The organism is Moorella thermoacetica (genome assembly GCF_001267405.1).
Taxonomy (GTDB): Bacteria; Bacillota; DSM-521; order Neomoorellales; family Neomoorellaceae; genus Neomoorella; species Neomoorella thermoacetica.
In genome coordinates, this window is record NZ_CP012369.1 from 437,430 (window position 1) to 455,945 (window position 18,516).

The 18,516-nt window shown below is 57.3% G+C and carries 19 protein-coding genes and 6 tRNA genes; 21 read left to right on the top strand and 4 right to left on the bottom strand.

Going from position 1 to position 18,516, the window contains the following annotated elements; translation table 11 throughout:
* Positions 1-582 (top strand): HD-GYP domain-containing protein, encoded by a 582-nt coding sequence (locus tag MOTHE_RS02165; protein WP_053094612.1) that lies wholly within the window; start codon positions 1-3, stop codon positions 580-582.
* 186 nt (positions 583-768) lie between these two features.
* On the opposite strand, the gene MOTHE_RS02170 is transcribed toward MOTHE_RS02165, so the two are convergent.
* A complete protein-coding gene (locus MOTHE_RS02170; protein WP_011392042.1) occupies positions 769-1,212 on the bottom strand; it encodes a hypothetical protein in 444 nt (147 codons plus the stop codon).
* 34 nt (positions 1,213-1,246) lie between these two features.
* Entirely contained in the window at positions 1,247-1,957 is a 711-nt protein-coding gene (locus MOTHE_RS02175; protein ID WP_011392043.1) for a nitrite reductase, read from the bottom strand.
* A gap of 175 nt (positions 1,958-2,132) precedes the next feature.
* Between MOTHE_RS02175 and MOTHE_RS13225 the strand changes: the two genes are divergently transcribed.
* Positions 2,133-2,288: a hypothetical protein gene (locus MOTHE_RS13225; protein ID WP_155767717.1), complete on the top strand. Its 156-nt coding sequence runs from the start codon at positions 2,133-2,135 to the stop codon at positions 2,286-2,288.
* A 104-nt stretch (positions 2,289-2,392) separates the two neighbouring features.
* Positions 2,393-3,553, top strand: a complete 1,161-nt coding sequence (locus MOTHE_RS02180) for an epoxyqueuosine reductase (RefSeq protein WP_011392044.1) — start codon at positions 2,393-2,395, stop codon at positions 3,551-3,553.
* 84 nt (positions 3,554-3,637) lie between these two features.
* On the opposite strand, the gene MOTHE_RS02185 is transcribed toward MOTHE_RS02180, so the two are convergent.
* Together MOTHE_RS02185 and MOTHE_RS02190 are read right to left on the bottom strand one after the other, a co-directional pair.
* Positions 3,638-4,372 (bottom strand): glucose-6-phosphate isomerase family protein, encoded by a 735-nt coding sequence (locus MOTHE_RS02185; RefSeq protein ID WP_011392045.1) that lies wholly within the window; start codon positions 4,370-4,372, stop codon positions 3,638-3,640.
* 86 nt (positions 4,373-4,458) lie between these two features.
* Entirely contained in the window at positions 4,459-4,872 is a 414-nt protein-coding gene (locus MOTHE_RS02190; protein ID WP_011392046.1) for a hypothetical protein, read from the bottom strand.
* Between the two features lie 122 nt (positions 4,873-4,994).
* On the opposite strand from MOTHE_RS02190, the gene MOTHE_RS02195 reads away from it, so the two are divergent.
* From MOTHE_RS02195 to MOTHE_RS12685, 18 genes are all read left to right on the top strand, one after another.
* A complete protein-coding gene (locus MOTHE_RS02195) occupies positions 4,995-6,887 on the top strand; it encodes a PrkA family serine protein kinase (RefSeq protein WP_011392047.1) in 1,893 nt (630 codons plus the stop codon).
* Positions 6,888-6,904: 17 nt separating this feature from the next.
* A complete protein-coding gene (gene yhbH, locus MOTHE_RS02200) occupies positions 6,905-8,068 on the top strand; it encodes a sporulation protein YhbH (RefSeq protein WP_011392048.1) in 1,164 nt (387 codons plus the stop codon).
* Complete coding sequence (locus tag MOTHE_RS02205; RefSeq protein ID WP_053095205.1) at positions 8,049-9,452, top strand: SpoVR family protein; 1,404 nt, start codon at positions 8,049-8,051, stop codon at positions 9,450-9,452. The genes yhbH and MOTHE_RS02205 overlap by 20 nt, the downstream gene beginning before the upstream one ends.
* An 84-nt stretch (positions 9,453-9,536) precedes the next feature.
* Positions 9,537-10,835: a phenylacetate--CoA ligase gene (locus MOTHE_RS02210; protein WP_011392050.1), complete on the top strand. Its 1,299-nt coding sequence runs from the start codon at positions 9,537-9,539 to the stop codon at positions 10,833-10,835.
* Positions 10,836-10,850: 15 nt separating this feature from the next.
* Positions 10,851-11,282 carry an ACT domain-containing protein gene (locus MOTHE_RS02215; protein ID WP_011392051.1) on the top strand — a complete coding sequence of 144 codons (432 nt, stop codon included), beginning with the start codon at positions 10,851-10,853 and terminating at the stop codon, positions 11,280-11,282.
* Entirely contained in the window at positions 11,254-12,414 is a 1,161-nt protein-coding gene (gene hisC, locus MOTHE_RS02220) for a histidinol-phosphate transaminase (protein WP_011392052.1), read from the top strand. Before MOTHE_RS02215 ends, hisC begins: the two co-directional genes overlap by 29 nt.
* Positions 12,415-12,491: 77 nt before the next feature.
* A complete protein-coding gene (locus MOTHE_RS02225; RefSeq protein WP_011392053.1) occupies positions 12,492-13,094 on the top strand; it encodes a GerMN domain-containing protein in 603 nt (200 codons plus the stop codon).
* Between the two features lie 169 nt (positions 13,095-13,263).
* Positions 13,264-15,237, top strand: coding sequence for an N-acetylmuramoyl-L-alanine amidase (locus tag MOTHE_RS02230; RefSeq protein ID WP_011392054.1), 1,974 nt, complete (start codon positions 13,264-13,266; stop codon positions 15,235-15,237).
* A gap of 123 nt (positions 15,238-15,360) precedes the next feature.
* A complete protein-coding gene (gene murI, locus MOTHE_RS02235; protein ID WP_236683265.1) occupies positions 15,361-16,233 on the top strand; it encodes a glutamate racemase in 873 nt (290 codons plus the stop codon).
* Positions 16,234-16,254: 21 nt separating this feature from the next.
* Positions 16,255-17,007: a ribonuclease PH gene (gene rph, locus MOTHE_RS02240; protein ID WP_011392056.1), complete on the top strand. Its 753-nt coding sequence runs from the start codon at positions 16,255-16,257 to the stop codon at positions 17,005-17,007.
* Positions 16,997-17,602: an XTP/dITP diphosphatase gene (locus tag MOTHE_RS02245; protein ID WP_011392057.1), complete on the top strand. Its 606-nt coding sequence runs from the start codon at positions 16,997-16,999 to the stop codon at positions 17,600-17,602. The genes rph and MOTHE_RS02245 overlap by 11 nt, the downstream gene beginning before the upstream one ends.
* Before the next feature lie 143 nt (positions 17,603-17,745).
* A tRNA-Gly gene (locus MOTHE_RS02250) sits at positions 17,746-17,819 on the top strand.
* 5 nt (positions 17,820-17,824) lie between these two features.
* Positions 17,825-17,901, top strand: a tRNA-Arg gene (locus MOTHE_RS02255).
* 12 nt (positions 17,902-17,913) lie between these two features.
* Positions 17,914-17,990: transfer RNA gene (locus MOTHE_RS02260), tRNA-His, on the top strand.
* Positions 17,991-18,002: 12 nt separating this feature from the next.
* A tRNA-Gln gene (locus MOTHE_RS02265) sits at positions 18,003-18,078 on the top strand.
* 7 nt (positions 18,079-18,085) lie between these two features.
* Positions 18,086-18,161, top strand: a tRNA-Lys gene (locus MOTHE_RS02270).
* A 7-nt stretch (positions 18,162-18,168) separates the two neighbouring features.
* A tRNA-Leu gene (locus tag MOTHE_RS02275) sits at positions 18,169-18,253 on the top strand.
* Positions 18,224-18,514, top strand: coding sequence for a hypothetical protein (locus MOTHE_RS12685; protein WP_071556356.1), 291 nt, complete (start codon positions 18,224-18,226; stop codon positions 18,512-18,514). The genes MOTHE_RS02275 and MOTHE_RS12685 overlap by 30 nt, the downstream gene beginning before the upstream one ends.
* The last annotated feature ends 2 nt before the right edge of the window (positions 18,515-18,516 follow it).

The following is an 18,516-nucleotide window of genomic DNA, read 5'->3' on the forward strand; positions in this document are numbered from 1 at the left end:
GTGTCGGTGGCACCAGAAGCGGCGGCTTTGCTGGAACGCCTGCGTAACCATAGCATGACGACCTACCAGCACTCTTGCAACGTCGGCAACCTGGCCTCGGCCCTGGCTGAAGGGTTGGGTATGCAGCAGGACGAGGTAAACGTTATCACCCTGGGCGGCCTGCTTCATGATATTGGTAAAGTCAGGGTGCGAACGTCCATCCTGCATAAGGCTGCCCGGCTGACCCCGGCTGAGTGGGAGGTTATGCGCCGGCACCCGGACTTCGGCGTCCAGATCCTTGCTACCCTGGAGAAGTTCGATATTATCGAGCCCCTGGTGGCCTATCACCACGAGCGCTGGGACGGTAAAGGGTATTATGGTCTGGAGGGTCACGATATTCCCCTGGGCGCCCGGATTATTGCCCTGGCCGATGCCTTCGACGCCATGACATCCTCCCGGGCCTACCAGTATTCCAAGAACCTGCAGGACGGCATCCAGGAATTGGCTACCGGGGCCGGCAAGCAATTCGATCCCCGGCTGGTGGAACTCTTTTTTGATATTATGCCTGCCGTCCTGAAACGAAACAGCCGTCGCGCTTCTTAGGGACAGGCCCCGGGAGGTATACCAGCTCATGGTACGGGCTGTTTCCAGGTAAACTGCACCAACTGGGGAGCAATTGAATTTGCTAAACATCTGCGAGGAAGTCTAATGGCGCAGGTAAGCCGCCTGTTCTCGCAGCCGTATGGGGGATAAAACCAAGCCACCGGTGGGTATGCCGGTGGCTTTAAGTTAACTGTTTTTCCGGGATTGGTAAGCCTGGAGGAGCTTCGGGCCCACCTCCGGGTTATGGCGGCCCACCTGCATCAGGTAGGCGGAAGCGCTACCTTCATAGTCGAAGTTTTCTCCCAGGAGGGCCAGTTCCAGGGCACGGCGGGTGACGTTAATAACGCATTCCTCTTCGTGGTTGTCGCGGCAGTTCTGGCATTGGTGCAAAACCTCCGCCAGGGCGTTGATAAGATCCTCCTGGTAGTAGACCCTAAGGTCGTCCTGGGGCACCAGTTCGTGGCCCCGGGGTATGCGGGTGGTGTTCTTCTGGCGGGCGTAGGCCAGGGCTGTCTGGGCGAAACCAACCAGGCAGCGGGCCCGGTCGCATTTGCCGCACTCACTCTCCGTCTTACAGCAGCGATCGATAAAGTGTTGCATCTTATCGAGATCAATATTACGGACGGACATCTTGAAAAACCTCCAATCTGAAATTCCGCCTACCTCACAGCCCAGCGAAGGTGAGGAAGGCGTTGTCTTCCCGGGGCCGGTAGCCTTCAAGGAAGCCCTCCGGCGGCAAGAACGCCTCCAGCCCCACCCGGGCGATGGTGTTGCAGAGGCGCTCCCGGGGTTCGGCCAGGGCGTCATAGCGTTCAAGGATCCAGGCCAGGAGGTCCTCGACCCCCTTGCCGGTTATGCCGGTGGCAATTCGGGTGGCGTGGATGGGTTTGCGGCTGCCGCCCCGTCCCCCTAGATAGACGTCGTAGGTATCGTTGCCGGTGGCAATAATGCCGTAGTCGGCACACTGGGGATCGGTGCAGCCCCGGTGGCATCCGGCCAAGGCGATTTTAAAATCGCAGGGGGTGGGACGGTTCATAAAGCGGTCCTGGAGCACGCCCCCCAGTTCAAAGACATCGCTTAAAGAGCGCTGGCAGAGGTCTTTGTTGCCGGCGCAGGCTTTGATGTTGCGCACTATTTCGCCAAAGACACCAACCTGTAGGCCCAGGGCGGTAACGCCGGCCCGCAGGTCTTCCAGCCTGTCTTCCGGAATGATAAAAATCAGGGTCTGGCGGGTCGTCAATTTGCAGTACTGGCAGTCAAGGGCACGAGCCAGGTCGCCAAGGCCGGCCAGCTGGTCAGGTGTAAGTATACCGCATCTGGCCACGATACCCACGCCCAGGTAGCCGGAGCGCTGTTTAAAAATAGCATCACCCATACTTCCACCTCCATTGTTATCAGTAATAATTCTTCATAAGGGCGGGAAATCCTGCTTATAGGGTAAACTTTGGCGGGCCATACTAAAGTGGAAGCCTGAAAGGGAGTCATCCTTTCCAGGAAGAAGGTAGAGAAGGGGTTTGCCAGGAGATTCTTGCCAAAGGAGGAGAACAAAGATGGGCGCCGATAATGCCCCCCTGAGTTACCGCTGCAGCCGTTGCGGCAACACCTTTAAAGTCAACCCGGGCAGTCCCAATATTTGCCCGATTTGCGGGTTCAACTGCGGCCCGGACAAGTGCCGGCGGTTGGAGACATCCGACGAAGGTTATTAGGTTATAACCAAGAAAATTTTGGGCTGGCACTTGTTCACAGCGAGGACCAAACAAACCCAGCCAGGAAAAGGGGCATTTTCAAAGTAAAAAGGGGGACCGGGGGAGTGGGCTCCACAAAGCTAACAAAGGAGCTGAAGGAATGGGCCGCGGCGCGGGGCCTGGTACTGGGAGTGGCCCCGGTCCGGCCCTTTGAACGTGGCCGGCAGGCCCTGGCTTGGCTGGCCCGCCGGGGGCTGGCCACACCCTTTGCTACCGGCCGGCCGGAAGAGCGCTACCGTCCGGACCTCCTTTATCCGGCAGCCCGTTCCCTGATCGTGGTGGCCAGGCCCCACCCACAGCCGGTCCGGCCACCGGGCCCCGGGGAGGGGCGCATCGCCCGCTACGCCCTGGGACCGGATTACCACCTTGAGCTCCGGGCCAGCCTGGAAGCTCTGGCCGGAATGCTGCAGCGGGCCGGTGCCAGGCTCACAGCCGTCCAGGTGGACAACGGCCCCCTCCTGGAGCGAGAGGCCGCTTACCTGGCCGGCCTGGGCTATTACGGTGCCAGCTGCAACCTGATTATCCCGGGCCTGGGCACGGGCTGCGCCCTGGGACTCCTCATCACTGACCTGGAGCTGGAGGCGGGCCAACCCCTGACTCAGGCCACCTGCCGCAACTGTGGCCGCTGCCTGGCGGCCTGCCCCACAGGCGCCCTGGTGGCCCCCGGCCGCTTACACCCGGAGCTTTGCCTCTCTTACCTGACCCAGAAACGGGGGGTGATTCCGGTAGAATTACGCCCGGCCCTGGGCCGGCACATCTGGGGGTGTGACGCCTGCCAGGAGGTCTGCCCGGAGAATCGGGCGGAATTCTCCCCGGCGGACCAGGGGGCGTCCCGGGCGGGGCCGGATGGTCAGTGGCAGGGGCCCGGCAGGGACCTGCCAGATGGCGGTACAGGAACCGGCCTCATCTACCCCGAACTGGCGACGATCATCACCATGGATAAGGCCGGTTTTAACCGCGTCTTCGGTGGGACGGCCCTGGCCTGGCGGGGGAAAACCCTCCTCCAGCGTAACGCGGCCATTGCCCTGGGAAACCTGGGCGACGCCCGGGCCCTGGGACCTCTGCAGCAAGCCCTCCGCGCTCCGGCGGCCGTCCTCCGGGGTCACGCCGCCTGGGCCCTGGGCCGCCTGGGGCCGCCCGCCCGGCCGGCCCTGGCTGTAGCCCTGGCTACCGAGACAGATCCCTGGGTCCGCCGGGAGATCAGGACGGCCCTGGACAGCTGCTGAGGGCCGGGGTGAACCCGGGCGGTGAGCCATAAAAAACCCCCGGTAGAGGGTCTGCCGGGGGTTTGCTATTTTTGCGGGTCTTTTTTACTTCAGAATTTTAAAGGCTTCGGGTTCGGCGATAAAGGCCTCGTAGAGGGATTTATTCTTCACGGCGCTGACGGGCTGGGTGAGGCTGGGGGCAGCCACCAGCTTCAGGGCAACGGAGTTCTGGTAACGGGGATTTTTGACGAAGTCGCCTTTGCTGTCCTCGCCCTCCAGGTAGTAATAGGCAGCACCGCGTTTCTCCCGGAAGGGGCCGTACAGGGAAGAGAAGTGGCTCTCAATGAGATTGGCCATGACCAGGGGCTTGTTGCCGGGATTGATGGTTACATGGCCGTAGGCAGGGGGAATAAAGACTTTATCGCCCTTTTTAGCTTCAATGGCCATGACTTCTTCCACGTCGCCGCTGCGGTTGTTCTTCTGGAAGAGGTAAATGGCCTCGCCATCGAGAACCTCGTAGTATTCGGGATAGGTCTCGGAAGAGTGAGGCTTCAAGGGATGAAAATGGCCCACGGTTTTAATGTATTCTTTGCCAATGGTACCGGGCAGGATGACGGTGATATCATAGCGGATATCGTGCTGTTGGTAGAGTTCCCGGTCGTTTTCCAGGCAAACGCCCCGGTACATATAGTAGAGGGGCCGGTCACTGGGAGGGACATCAGCATATAATACCGGTAAAGCATCGGCCAGGCGCCGGACGTCTGGTTCCGGGGCCAGTACCCCGGCGGCAAAGGTTAACAGGCCGTTTGATTCCACTGTGAAATGCTTGCCTAAAATCATGGAGGCTGACCTCCTTGAAAGATTTTTCTTTTCCATTATAACCTAATGGTACCGAAAAACAACCCTTTCCGGGTTCTGAAACTGGCTCAAACTTGTTTTTGGCCGTACATTTCCCGGAAGATTTTAGTTATAACCCTCTTTTCCTCCTCGTCAAAGAGGCGGGTAATAGTGAATTCCACCACCGTGGTCAGGGAACCGTCCGGTAACTCGTAGATTTCCGATTTAACTATACGGCCATAACCCAGGACTTCTTCGCTTTTAGTCACAATAAGGGCTTCCATGCCCACGGGGTGGGCCAGTTTATGGCCCTGGCGGAAAAAGCCCAGGATGATATTGCCGCTACTGCGTTTCCACAACAGTAGGTTTTCCCCGTCCCCTTTTTGCTCGCCGGGTTCCTGGGGCAGTTCGTCTACGGGAAGGCGGATCAGCCAGGTAAACTCGTATTTATACCCCACACCCATCACCTCGCCGATATTTTTTGCCGATGCAACTATTATCATTCGGCCTTTCTTCTGTTTTTCCTGCTTCTGTCAGTTCCCTTCTTTTTCGGGGCACTCCTTCATATTATATAATACTCCCGCTTATTACAGCCTGTATTTTTACCGGGAAGGAGGAAGAGCCGGTGGAGATATTGCAACGGTTGGAGAAATACCGCCAGGAAGCCAGGAAGCTTCACTGGGAAGGGACTTTTGCTGAGTATTTAAAAATGGTGATAGCCAATCCCAAACTGGCGCGGCTCGCCCATGCCCGTATATATGACATGATTGCCGGTTACGGGGTGGAGGAGATCGATGGGGTTAAGCACTACCGGTTCTTTGAAGGGGAGATCTTTGGGCTGGAGCGAACCCTGGAAAAACTGGTGGAGGAGTATTTCCATTCCGCAGCCAGGCGCCTGGACGTACGCAAGCGGATCCTGCTCCTTATGGGTCCGGTCAGCGGGGGTAAGTCGACCATTGTAACTATGTTAAAACGGGGCCTGGAGAAATACAGCCAGACCGACGCCGGCGCCCTCTATGCCATTAAGGGCTGCCCCATGCATGAAGAGCCCCTGCACCTGATTCCCCGAGAACTGCGGCCCGAGTTACAAAAGGAATATGGTATTTATATCGAAGGCAACCTGTGTCCCGTTTGCCAGTTAATGGTTGAAGAGAAATATGAAGGCCGGGTAGAAGAGGTCCCGGTGGAACGCATCATCCTTTCCGAGGAAAAGCGGGTCGGTATCGGCACCTTCAGTCCCTCGGACCCTAAATCCCAGGATATTGCCGAACTCACCGGTAGTATCGACTTCTCAACCATCGCCGAGTACGGTTCCGAGTCCGACCCCCGGGCCTACCGTTTTGACGGGGAACTCAATAAGGCCAACCGGGGAATGATGGAGTTCCAGGAAATGCTGAAATGCGATGAAAAATTCCTTTATAACCTCCTCAGCCTTTCCCAGGAGGGCAATTTCAAGGCCGGCCGCTTTGCCTTGATCTCAGCCGACGAGATGATCATTGCCCACACCAACGAAGCGGAGTACCGGGCCTTTATCAGCAACCCCAAGAACGAGGCCCTGCAGTCCCGCATCATGGTCATTCCCATCCCCTATAACCTGAAGGTCAGGGAAGAGGTCAAGATCTACCAGAAGCTCATTCGCCAGAGTGATATCGACGTTCATATCGCTCCCTATGCCCTCCAGGCGGCCGCCATCTTCTCCATCCTCTCGCGCCTGAAGGAATCCAAGAAGCAGGGCATGGACCTGTTAAAGAAGATGAAACTCTATGACGGCGAAGATGTGGAGGGCTTCAAGCAAAAGGACGTTCTGGAGCTGATGAACGAGGCCGAGGCCGAGGGTATGAGCGGCGTCGACCCCCGCTACGTCATCAACCGTATCTCCAGCGCCCTCATTACCGCCGACACCCGCTGCATCAACGCCCTGGACATCCTGCGGGCTTTAAAGGACGGCCTGGACCAGCACCCCTCCATAACCAGGGAAGAGAAGGAGCGCCTCATCAATTTTATCGCCATGGCGCGCCAGGAATACGACGAGTACGCCAAAAAGGAAGTCCAGCGGGCCTTCGTCTATTCCTACGAAGAATCCGCCCGGGCCCTCTTCAACAACTACCTGGATAACGTCGAGGCCTTTGTCAATAAAACCAAGGTTCGCGACCCCATCACCGACGAGGAACTGGACCCCGATGAAAAGCTCATGCGTTCCATTGAGGAGCAGATCGGCGTCACCGAGAATGCCAAAAAGTCCTTCCGGGAGGAGATTCTCATCCGCCTCTCGTCCTACGCCCGCAAGGGGAAGACCTTTGATTTCAATTCCCACGAGCGCCTGCGGGAGGCCATCGAGAAGAAGCTCTTCGCCGACATGAAGGATATCGTCAAGATAACTACCTCTACCCGTACGCCGGATCCGGAGCAGCTGAAACGCATTAACGCCGTCATCGACCGCCTGATTTCCCAGCACGGTTATTGCCCGATCTGCGCCAACGAACTCTTGAAATACACCGGCAGCCTGTTGAACCGTTAAAGGGGAGGTGAGGTCCGATGCCGGTGGAGTACAACCTTTCCCGGGAAGACTGGTCCCTGCACCGCAAGGGTTACCTTGATCAGCAGCGGCACCAGGAAAAGGTCCGGGAAGCCATTAAAAAAAACCTGCCTCACATCATAGCTGAAGAGAGTATCATCATGGGCCGGGGTAAAAAGGTGGTCCGGGTGCCCATCCGCAGCCTGGAGGAGTATCACTTCCGCTTTAACTACAACCAGGGGCAGCATGCCGGCCAGGGCAGCGGCGGTACTCGGAAGGGGACCGTTATTGGCCGTGAGGTCATCGAAGGCGCTGGCGGGGGGGCCGGGGCCGGCGACGAACCGGGGATGGATTACTATGAGGCCGAGGTCACCCTGGAAGAGGTCCAGGAGATGCTCTTCCGGGACCTGGAGCTTCCCAACCTCCGGGAGAAAAAGAAACCGGTGATGGCTTCCCCCGCTTATGAGTTTCGCGACGTGCGCCGCAAGGGCCTCATGGGCAACCTGGATAAAAAACGTACCCTCCTGGAAAACCTCAAGCGTAACGCCATGAAGGGCAAGCTGGCCATCGGCGGTATTACGCCGGAGGACCTGCGCTTTAAAACCTGGGAGGAGAAGATCCGCTACGAGACCAGCGCCGTAGTCCTGGCCATGATGGATACCTCCGGCTCCATGGGGACATATGAGAAGTATATCGCCCGCACCTTCTTCTTCTGGATGGTGCGTTTCCTGCGCAGCAGGTACCAGCAGGTGGAACTGGTCTTTATCGCCCACCATACCCAGGCCCGCGAGGTAACGGAGGAAGAGTTCTTCGCCAAGGGTGAGAGCGGCGGTACCCGCTGCTCCTCGGCCTACCGCCTGGCCCTGGAGATCATCGACCGGCGCTATCCACCGGCGGATTACAATATCTACCCCTTCCATTTTACCGACGGCGACAACCTCCCCAGCGACAATGAGGCCTGCCTGGAGGCTGTCCAGGAACTCCTGCCCAGGGTCAACCTCCTGGGTTACGGGGAGATTGTCAATCCCTATTACCGTACCAGCACCCTGATGAATGTCCTCAAGCGCATCAAGGACGACCGCCTGGTGACGGTGGCGGTCAAGGATAAGAGCGAGGTCTACCAGGCTCTGCGGCAATTCTTTGCCGGGTCAAAAGGGGGAGAAGCTGGTGGAACAAGAATTTAAAACCATCGCCCAGGCTATTGAAACCATCCACGACCAGGCCAGGAAATTCGGCCTGGACTTTTTTCCGGTCTACTTCGAGCTCTGCCCGGCTGACGTCCTCTATGCCTTCGGCGCTTACGGTATGCCCACCAGGTTCGCCCACTGGACCTTCGGGAAACACTTTTATAAAATGAAGCTCCAGTACGACTTTAACCTCAGCCGTATCTACGAACTGGTCATCAACTCCAACCCGTGTTATGCCTTTCTCCTGGAGGGCAATGACCTCATCCAGAATAAACTGGTCATTGCCCATGTTTTCGCCCACAGCGATTTCTTTAAAAACAACATCTATTTTACCGCCACCTCCCGCCAGATGGTGGAGACCATGGCCGTTCACGCCGCCAAGATCCGGGAATACGAATTCAAGTACGGTCACCGGGAGGTGGAGATCTTTCTCGATGCCGTGCTGGCCATCCAGGAGCATATTGAACCCCCGGGCCCCTTCGGATATAAAGAAGAAGAGAATGAAGAAAATGAGGATACCAGGCCGCACCGCCGGGAGACGCCCTACGACGACCTCTGGATCCTGGACGGCAGACCGAAGGAACCCCCGCCGGAACGCAACTGCAAAATACCACCCCGGCCTACCAAGGACATGGTCGGTTTTATCATGGCGAACAGCCCCGAACTGGAGGACTGGCAGCGGGAGGTCATGGCCATGATTCGCGAGGAGATGCAGTACTTCTGGCCCCAGATGGAGACCAAGATCATCAACGAGGGCTGGGCCGCTTACTGGCATGCCCGGATTATCCGGGAACTGGATCTGACCCCGGCCGAAACTGTTGATTTTGCCCGCCTGCACGCAAGCGTTCTTCAACCGGGCTACCGGCAGATCAACCCCTACCTGGTTGGCAGCAAGATCTTTGAGGACATTGAGAAGCGCTGGGAAAACCCCAGCCAGGAGGAGCGGGAACGCTACGGCCGTACGGGAGGAGAGGGCCGCTCCAAGATTTTTGAGGTCCGCTCCTGCGAGAATGACATTTCCTTCCTGCGTAATTATCTGACCAGGGAACTGGTCGAGGAATTGGATCTGTACCTCTACCAGAAGGTCGGCTCCGAATGGGTGGTGGTGGAAAAGGATTGGGAAAAGGTCCGGGACGGCCTGGTGAGCCGCCTGATTAATTGCGGTTACCCGTACATCGTTGTGGAGGATGCCGACTACCAGCGCCGGGGCGAACTCTACCTTAAACACCGCTACGAAGGCCTGGAACTGGATGTCTCTTACCTGGAAAAAACCCTGCCCCACGTCTACCTCCTCTGGGGCCGGCCCGTCCACCTGGAGACCATCATCGACGGCAAAACAACTGTTTTTAGCTATGATGGCAAGAAAAATTGCCGGCGCTAAAATTTAGCACCGGCTTTTTAGCAGGAATTCCCTCGCTGGTGTGGAATTATCTATATCCATATGGTGATAATGGGGGGTACAGGTTTGTACTGGAACGAGAGATATGAATGTATGCCGGAGGCAGAACTGCAGGAACTCCAGCTGGAACGCCTCCAGGCAACAGTCAGGAGGGCCTTTTTTGATGTCCCCTTTTATCGCCGGGCCTTCCAGGAGATCGGCCTGGAACCGGGGGACATCAAGAGCCTGGACGACCTGCAAAGACTGCCTTTCACCACCAAACAGGATTTGCGGGATAACTACCCCTACGGCATGTTCGCCGTGCCCATGAGCGAGATCGTACGTATCCACTCCTCCTCGGGCACTACCGGTAAACCGACGGTGGTTGGTTACACCCGCCACGACATCGACGTCTGGTCCGAACTCATGGCCCGGGCCCTCGTCTGCGGCGGCGCCACCCGGCATGATATCATTCAAAACGCCTACGGGTATGGCCTCTTTACCGGTGGCCTGGGAATCCACTACGGCTCCGAACGCCTGGGGGCCTCCGTAATTCCAATTTCCGGCGGCAACACCAAGCGCCAGGTAATGATCATGAAGGACTATGGTAGCACCGTCCTGACCTGTACTCCTTCCTATGCCCTGCATATCGCGGAAGTAATGGCGGAGATGGGGATCAAACCCGAGGAAATAAAGCTCCGCTGCGGGATCTTCGGTGCCGAACCCTGGTCGGAAAGCATGCGCCAGGAGATCGAGAAGCGCCTGGGCATCAGCGCCGTCGACATCTACGGCCTGAGCGAGGTTATCGGCCCCGGGGTGGGGATTGAGTGCCAGGAGAAAAACGGTCTCCATATCTTTGCCGACCACTTTTTGATTGAAATTATCGATCCGGTGACCGGGAAGCAACTGCCCCCGGGCCAGAGGGGCGAACTGGTGATTACCTCCCTCACCAAGGAAGCCCTGCCGGTCATCCGTTACCGCACCCGGGATATCACCAGCCTGATCCCCGGACCCTGTCCCTGTGGCCGCACCCACCCGCGGGTAGCCCGTTTCACCGGTCGTACCGACGACATGCTCATTATCCGCGGGGTCAATGTCTTCCCCTCCCAGGTGGAGAGCGTCCTCCTGGAGATGGGGGGTACCGAACCCCACTACCTCCTCATCGTCGACCGCCAGGGCTCCCTGGATACCCTGGAGATCAAAGTAGAAGTCTCTGAAACCCTTTTCTCCGATAAAGTCCGGCGCCTGGAAGATTTGGAAAAACGCCTGCGTCATGAACTGGAAAGCACCCTGGGCATCAGCGTCAAAGTAACCCTGGTCGAGCCTAAATCTATCCAGCGGAGCGAAGGCAAAGCCGTAAGGGTTATCGATAAAAGGAAGATTTAGGAGGAGGCGAGCCAGGTGAAGATCAAGCAGATCTCGGTTTTCCTCGAGAACAAATCCGGCCGGCTGGCGGCCGTAACGCGGCTCCTGGCCGGGCACGGCATCAACATCCGCGCCCTCTCCATCGCTGACACTTCGGATTTCGGCATCCTGCGCCTCATTGTCGACGACCCGGACCGGGCCTACACCGAACTGAAGGGGGCCGGCTTTACCGTCAGCTTGACGGAGGTCCTGGGGGTAGAGATGCCCGACCGGCCCGGCGGCCTCAGCAACATCCTCTCCATCCTCGAAGAAAATGGCATTAACATTGAATACCTCTACGCCTTCATCGGCAGGGGGGATAACGGCGCCCTGGTTATCTTCCGCGTAGAAGAACTCGACGCGGCCATCGACGTTTTACAGGCCAGGGGCATTACCGTTCTTGATGGTGAGAAAATCTACCGCCTCTAACCGGCGGTTGCAGGACAAAGGAGATGAAGAACCAGTGGCTACCGTTCCCAAGTGTCGTGAAGCCATCCTGAGCATTAAACCATACGTTCCGGGGAAACCCATTGAAGAGGTCCAGCGTGAGCTGGGAGTTAAGGATGTCATTAAGCTGGCTTCCAATGAAAATCCGCTGGGACCTTCCCCGGATGCCGTCCAGGCCTTGCAAGAGGCCAGCGATAGGATCTTCCTCTACCCTGACGGCAACTGCTATTATCTTAAAGAAGCCCTGGCGGCCAAACTGGGGGTAAAACAGGAGAACCTGATTATCGGCAATGGTACTGATGAGATCCTGAAGATGCTGGCCGAGACCTACATTAACCCTGGCGATGAAATCGTCGTCGCCGACCCGACCTTTTCCGAATACGAATTCGCCGCCCAGGTAATGGGGGGACGGGCCATAAAGGTTCCCACTCGTAATTTCCGCCACGACCTGGCAGCCATGGCGGCAGCTATTACTCCCAGGACGCGGCTGGTCTTCGTCTGCAACCCCAACAATCCCACCGGGACGATTGTCGGCCAGGCCGCCCTGGACGGTTTCTTAAAGCAGGTGCCTCCTTCCGTACTAGTCGTCCTGGACGAGGCCTATTCCGATTATGTTACCGCCGAACACTATCCCAACAGCCTGGCCTATGTCCGGGCCGGCAGGGCCAATGTCATAATCCTGCGCACCTTCTCTAAAATTTACGGCCTGGCCGGGTTGCGGGTCGGTTACGGGGTCGCTGTTCCCGAGATTATCAGGGACTTGAACCGGGTACGGGAGCCTTTTAACGTCAACCTTCTCGCCCAGGTTGCCGCCGTTGCTGCCCTCAAGGACGAAGCCCACGTAGGTAAGAGCAGGGAAGTTAACAGCGAGGGCAAGGACTATCTCTACAGCCAATTTGAATCCCTGGGACTAAAGTACGTTCCCACCGAAGCCAATTTCATCTTTGTGGATATCCAGCGGGACAGCCGGGAGGTTTTCCGTCAACTGTTGCAAAAGGGAGTTATCGTCCGGACTGGCGATATCTTTGGCTATGATACCTTCCTGCGGGTAACCATTGGTACCCGGCGCCAGAACGAAACCTTCATTCGCGCTCTGAGGGAAATTTTGGCTTAGACTAAAAAAATTAGTAATATATCCCTCCTTGTCGCGATATGTATGTTAATAGCAATCTGAAAAAGGAGGGATATTTTTTGCGGTGGCGTAAGTATTTAGCAGTTGTGACGGGCCTGTTGCTCATGGTTGTCATGGTCAGCGGCTGTGGCCTCACGGACAGGTTGAGGGGCGATACCCAGCCACAGGTCAAGGTCCAGGTTCCTCCTCCTGAAGCAAGTGTTCCGACGCCGGCGCCTGAGAACAAGGTCGGGGAACCGGCCAAAACGACCCAGGTAGTCCTTTATTTCAGCGATTCCAGCGGCAACTATTTGGTGGCGGAAAAACGTAGTATTCCGGCCGTCGAAGGGATCGCCCGGGCCACCATCGAAGAGCTGATCAAGGGTCCCGCTCCCGATTCCAAACTACTGCCGACCATTCCCAAGGGAACGGTATTGAAGGATATCAATATCCGCCCCGACGGCCTGGCCAGGGTTGACTTTAGCAAGGAATTGGTGGCCAACCATAGCGGCGGCTCCCTTGGGGAGAGCCTGACTGTTTATTCCATTGTCAATACCCTGACCCAATTTCCCACGATTAAACAGGTCCAGTTCCTGGTAGACGGTCAGTACGTCCAGACTATTGCCGGCCATGTCGATGTTTCGGCTGCCATGAGTCGCAACGAGAGCTTGATCAAAAAATAGGAACCTTTATTTATACAGTTGGTATTTATACACCTGGTTCGCAAAGAGGGTCGCTTGAGGCGCCCCTTTGTTTTTTCGACAAAAATTCGCAGGTGGGAAGGAAAGCCACTTCCGGTAGCGAATAGTATAACCGGAAGTCGTAAAAGGGTGAAAGGAGAAAGGAAGGGTGATGGTTAGACGCCTGACAAATGGCCGGTGGGGCCTGACGCTGCTGATACTGGCGTTGATGTACATAATTGCGCTGGGGCTGATGGCCCGGCCGGCTGCAGCTGACCCCGGGATTACTCTAGTCTTGAACGGCAGCAGGGTTAACCCCTCGGTTCCAGCCTACACCGACAGCAACGGTCGTACCATGGTACCTGTGCGTTTTGTCATGGAACACATGGGGGGCAGGGTGGAGTGGCTGGATGCCGAGCAGGGGATAGTAGTCAGCCGGGGAGCGACAACTTTAAAAATGTGGATTGGCAAACGCCAGGCCCAGGTCAACGGCCAGGCTATTGACCTGGATACAGTACCTGTCCTCCAGGATGGCACCAGCATGGTACCGGTGCGTTTTGTCGCCCAGGCTTTCGGCGGGAAGGTTGAATGGGATGATGCCTCCCGGACAGTTAGCATCTGGCTGGGTACGGCGTCGCCCGCCGGCCAGGTGCGGATAACCGGCAGTTATGTCAATGTCCGGACCGGGCCGGGGACTTCCTATGGGGTAATTGATGTCCTGCCCAGGGACACGCTGGTGCAATTGTTGGCTACAGGCGATGGATGGTACCAGGTGCAGTTGCCGGATGGACGCCAGGGTTGGGTTTCGGCCAGTTATTCCGAAGTGCTCCAGGGCAACAACCAACCCCAGGATACCAATCCTCCCGGCAATAATCAGCCCGGGAACGGGCAGTCGCCAGGCAACAACCCGTCACCTGGCAATAATCAGCCGGGGAATGAAGAACCACCGTCCGGACAACCCTTGGGCACAGCGATAATCGGTAACAAGCCGGTGGCCATTTTAGCCGGACCTAACCCGGTGGAAAAACAAGTCGGTATGGCACCGGCCGGCAGCCGGTTACCCATCTGGCAACAGCAGGGTGACTGGTGGTTGGTGGAGCTGGATAATGGCCTGCGGGGCTGGCTGGCCAGTTCCCTGGCAACCTTTTCACCCGAAAAACCGGGCCAGGATAATGGCGGGTCCGAAACGGGTAACGGTGGGACGGCACCTGGTGAAGGTAATCAGGGAGTGGGCAACAGTGATAGCAACAGCCTCAAGATAACCGGCGTCACGGTAAATCCCGGGCCCGATTGGATTGAAGTAACGGTACAGGGTACCCGGCCCTTTACCTTTAAAAGCTCCCGTTGGGCCGACCACCTGATTTTCGATATACCAGGAGCCACCCTGGCGGTAGCACCGGGGCAGGACAAGGTGGAAGTGAACCGGCAGCCGCTGGCCCGGGTGCGCCTGGGACAGTATGATGCCAACACCGTGCGAGTGGTATGCGATCTTAATGGGGCAGCCAATTTTACCACAACGACAGCCGGATCTACTATAACCATCAGGCTGCAAAAACCCTCTGTCCGGGGGGCTAAAATTGTCATTGATCCCGGCCATGGTACCGACCCGCAAGGTTCTGACCCCGGGGCTATCGGTCCCAGCGGCGTTCAGGAGAAGGACGTCAACCTGGCCATCTCCCGGAAATTGGCGGAACTCTTGCGCGCCGCCGGGGCGACGGTTTATATGACCCGTGATGGGGAAACAACTCCGTATACCCTATCCGGTAGGGCCTATTACGCCAACGAAGTCGGCGCCGACCTTTTCATCTGCATTCACTCCAACGCGTCCCTGAGCCCTTCAGCCTCGGGTACATCAACCTATTTCTATGCACCGCCGGGGACGGCCCTGGGAGAACAGCGGGATGCACGCCAGCGCCTGGCCACCCTTATCCAGAGGGATCTGGTAGCTGCTATCGGCCGGCGCGACCTGGGGGTTAAAGAGGCCAATTTCGCAGTCCTGCGCAATACCAAAATGCCCTCGGTGCTTGTAGAGACGGCCTTTATCTCGAATCCTACGGAGGAGCAGCTCCTGGCCAGTCCTGATTTCCAGGCCCTGGTGGCCCAGGGGATCTTTAACGGCATCAGTGACTACCTCTCCGGCCAGTAGGCTGGTGAATAAAGGGGCGGGGGTCTGCAAATTGCTTGCAGGCCCTCGCCTTCTCTGTTACAATGGGAAGGCAGGAAATAGACATTACCAGCTTAATTTCCAGCATATAATATTCAGTACTTGGTGTTTAGAAAGAAGAAGCACCTCGATAAGGAGTTGAAGGCGGTGTTTCCCGTCCAACCGGTAGGGGTTTTTGATTCCGGAGTCGGCGGCTTGACAGTAGCCCGGGAGATTACCCGGCAACTGCCTGCCGAGACGATAATTTATTTCGGCGATACGGCCCACGTACCTTACGGTTCGCGGCCGGTAGACGAGTTAATCCATTTTGCCGATACTATAGTCGGCTTTTTAATTGCCCGGGGGGCAAAGGCCATTGTTGACGCCTGCAATACTACTTCAGCCGTGGCCCTGCCTTACTTGCAACAGAAGTACTCTATCCCCATCATCGGGGTCATTGAGCCCGGCGTCGAAGCCGCCCTGCAGGCGACTAAAAACGGGCGGATCGGCGTTATAGCCACGGAAGCTACCATCGCCAGCGACGCCCACAGGCGAGCCCTGCTGAGCCGGGGAAAGGAGGTCCAGGTCTTTACCCGGGCCTGTCCCCCCTTCGTACCCCTGGTGGAAGCCGGTATAGTTGCCGGTCCCCGGGTCGAAGGGGTGGTGGCCGAATGCCTGGAATCCCTTTTGCAAGCCGGTATTGATACCCTGATCCTGGGCTGTACCCATTACCCTTTTCTGGCGCCGGTCATCCAGGACCTGGCCGGTCCCGGAGTTACTCTGGTAGACCCGGCGGCGGCCACGGTACGGGAGCTGAAATCTGTCCTGGCAGCCGGCGGTGGCCTGCGGGGACCCCACGGTTCCCGGGCCCATGAATTCTATGTCAGCGGCGACCCACGTTCATTTAACGAAGTGGGTTTTAAACTGATCGGATGGCTGGAACTGGCCAGAACCAGGAAACTTGCCTTAGACTTTAGGGAAAAAGGTACCCCCGGGTAAGAACGAAGGAGGCCTGGAGCTTTGCTACGAGCAAATGGTCGCGGTTTGCGGGAATTGCGCCCGGTGACCATTGAACGCCATTATCTCAAATATGCCGAGGGTTCGGCCTTAATCACCGTAGGTGACACCCGGGTGATCTGCAGTGCAACGGTGGAAGAAAAGGTTCCTCCTTTTTTAAAAAACACCGGCAAGGGCTGGATTACGGCGGAGTATTCCCTGCTGCCCCGGTCCACCAAGGAGCGGACCATACGCGAAGTCACCCGTGGCAGGCTCACGGGCCGGACCCAGGAGATCCAACGGCTAATAGGACGGTCGTTACGCAGCGTGGTCGACATGTCCCTCCTCGGGGAGAGGACCATCTGGCTGGACTGCGATGTCCTTCAGGCTGACGGCGGTACGCGCACAGCCGCCATTACCGGTAGTTTCGTGGCCCTGGCTGAAGCTTTGGCCGGCCTGGTGGCGGCCGGGGGAGTGCCGGCCATGCCCCTTAAGGATTTCCTGGCGGCAGTCAGCGTCGGCCTGGTGGACGACGAGCTTATCCTGGACCTGGATTTCCAGGAGGACTCCCACGCCGGGGTGGACATGAATGTCGTCATGACTGGTTCCGGCCAGCTGGTGGAGGTCCAGGGAACGGCCGAAGGCCGACCCTTTACCCGGGAACAGCTCACAGCCATGCTGGATCTGGCCGGAGAAGGTATAGAGAGCCTGATTGCCATCCAAAAGCAGGTTCTTGGTGATATTGCCAGCCGGGTGGGGACAGGCAATGATAAATAAACTGGTTTTAGCTACCAAAAATGCGGGTAAAGCCAGGGAGTTCCGGGAGCTTTTGCAGGACCTGGGGGTGGAAATCGAGACCTTGCTCGATTTCCCCGGGTTCAACCTGCCGCCAGAGACAGGCAGCACCTTTGTCGACAATGCCCTTTTCAAAGCCCGGCTGACCGCCAGCATGACTGGCTTACCGGCCCTGGGCGACGATTCCGGCCTGGAAGTTGACTTTTTAGAGGGTGCGCCGGGAGTTTATTCGGCCCGTTTTGCCGGTGAACCCACCGATGACCGGCGCAACAACGCCAAATTACTCCAACTCATGGAGGGAGTGCCCTGGGAGAGAAGGACGGCTCGCTTCCGTTGTGTGCTGGCCCTGGTTACTGAGGATGGCGATACCCACCTGGCAGAGGGCACCCTGGAAGGGCTGATTGCAACGGAACCCCGGGGCCACCAGGGATTCGGCTATGACCCCCTGTTTTACTTGCCAGAGTATGACCTGACCCTGGCCGAGCTGGGGGGTGAGGTTAAAAATAAATTGAGCCATCGTGCCCGGGCTGTAAAGAAGATGTGGCCTATCTTGAGGCGGCTCTGGCCGGCAAAATAGCCTCCATGCCGGCCTGCCGCCAGCAAAAAGGGTCTTGCCAGGAGCAGGCCGGTCAATTATAATAAATAATGCTTTTTTCATGGTGGTTCAGCAAAAATTATTTTTGACGGGGAAACGTTTTTGTGGTAAAATAGAATTTGCCTGCGGGTGTAGCTCAATGGTAGAGCTCCAGCCTTCCAAGCTGGCTACGTGGGTTCGATTCCCATCACCCGCTCCAAACAGGCGCCTGTAGCTCAGCTGGATAGAGCAGCGGCCTTCTAAGCCCCGTGCCGCAGGTTCGAATCCTGCCAGGCGCGCCAGAAAAAGACATGGTGGGTGTAGCTCAGTTGGTTAGAGCACCAGGTTGTGGCCCTGGGGGTCGTGGGTTCGAGTCCCATCTCCCACCCCATTTTATTTATATTGGGGCGTAGCCAAGCGGTAAGGCAACGGACTTTGGATCCGTCATTCCGCTGGTTCGAATCCAGCCGCCCCAGCCAATAGCGTGAGCCATTAGCTCAGCAGGTAGAGCACCTGACTTTTAATCAGGGTGTCCGGGGTTCGACTCCCCGATGGCTCACCATTTTTTTGCGGGCGTGGCGGAATGGCAGACGCGCCAGACTTAGGATCTGGTGGGGTTAACCCGTGGAGGTTCAAGTCCTCTCGCCCGCACCAAATATAGATATTTCAAGGTTTTCCGGGTTTGAAGCCCGGATTTTTTTGCTGTATCACTGGAAAGGGAAAAGGAGGGGCGCTCAAAAGAATCGGCCGGCAGCGAAGAGCGGAACGCGGCTATGGAAAAAATCGCCGCTTTCGGCTGGCGGGGTGACCATCCTGGTGCAAGAATTGCAGCCGATTGCCGCGCGGGTTAAATATAGAATTTTTAGCCTAATCCGGCTAACTGCCGCATTTTTCATGAAGGGATGGACATGGTAGGC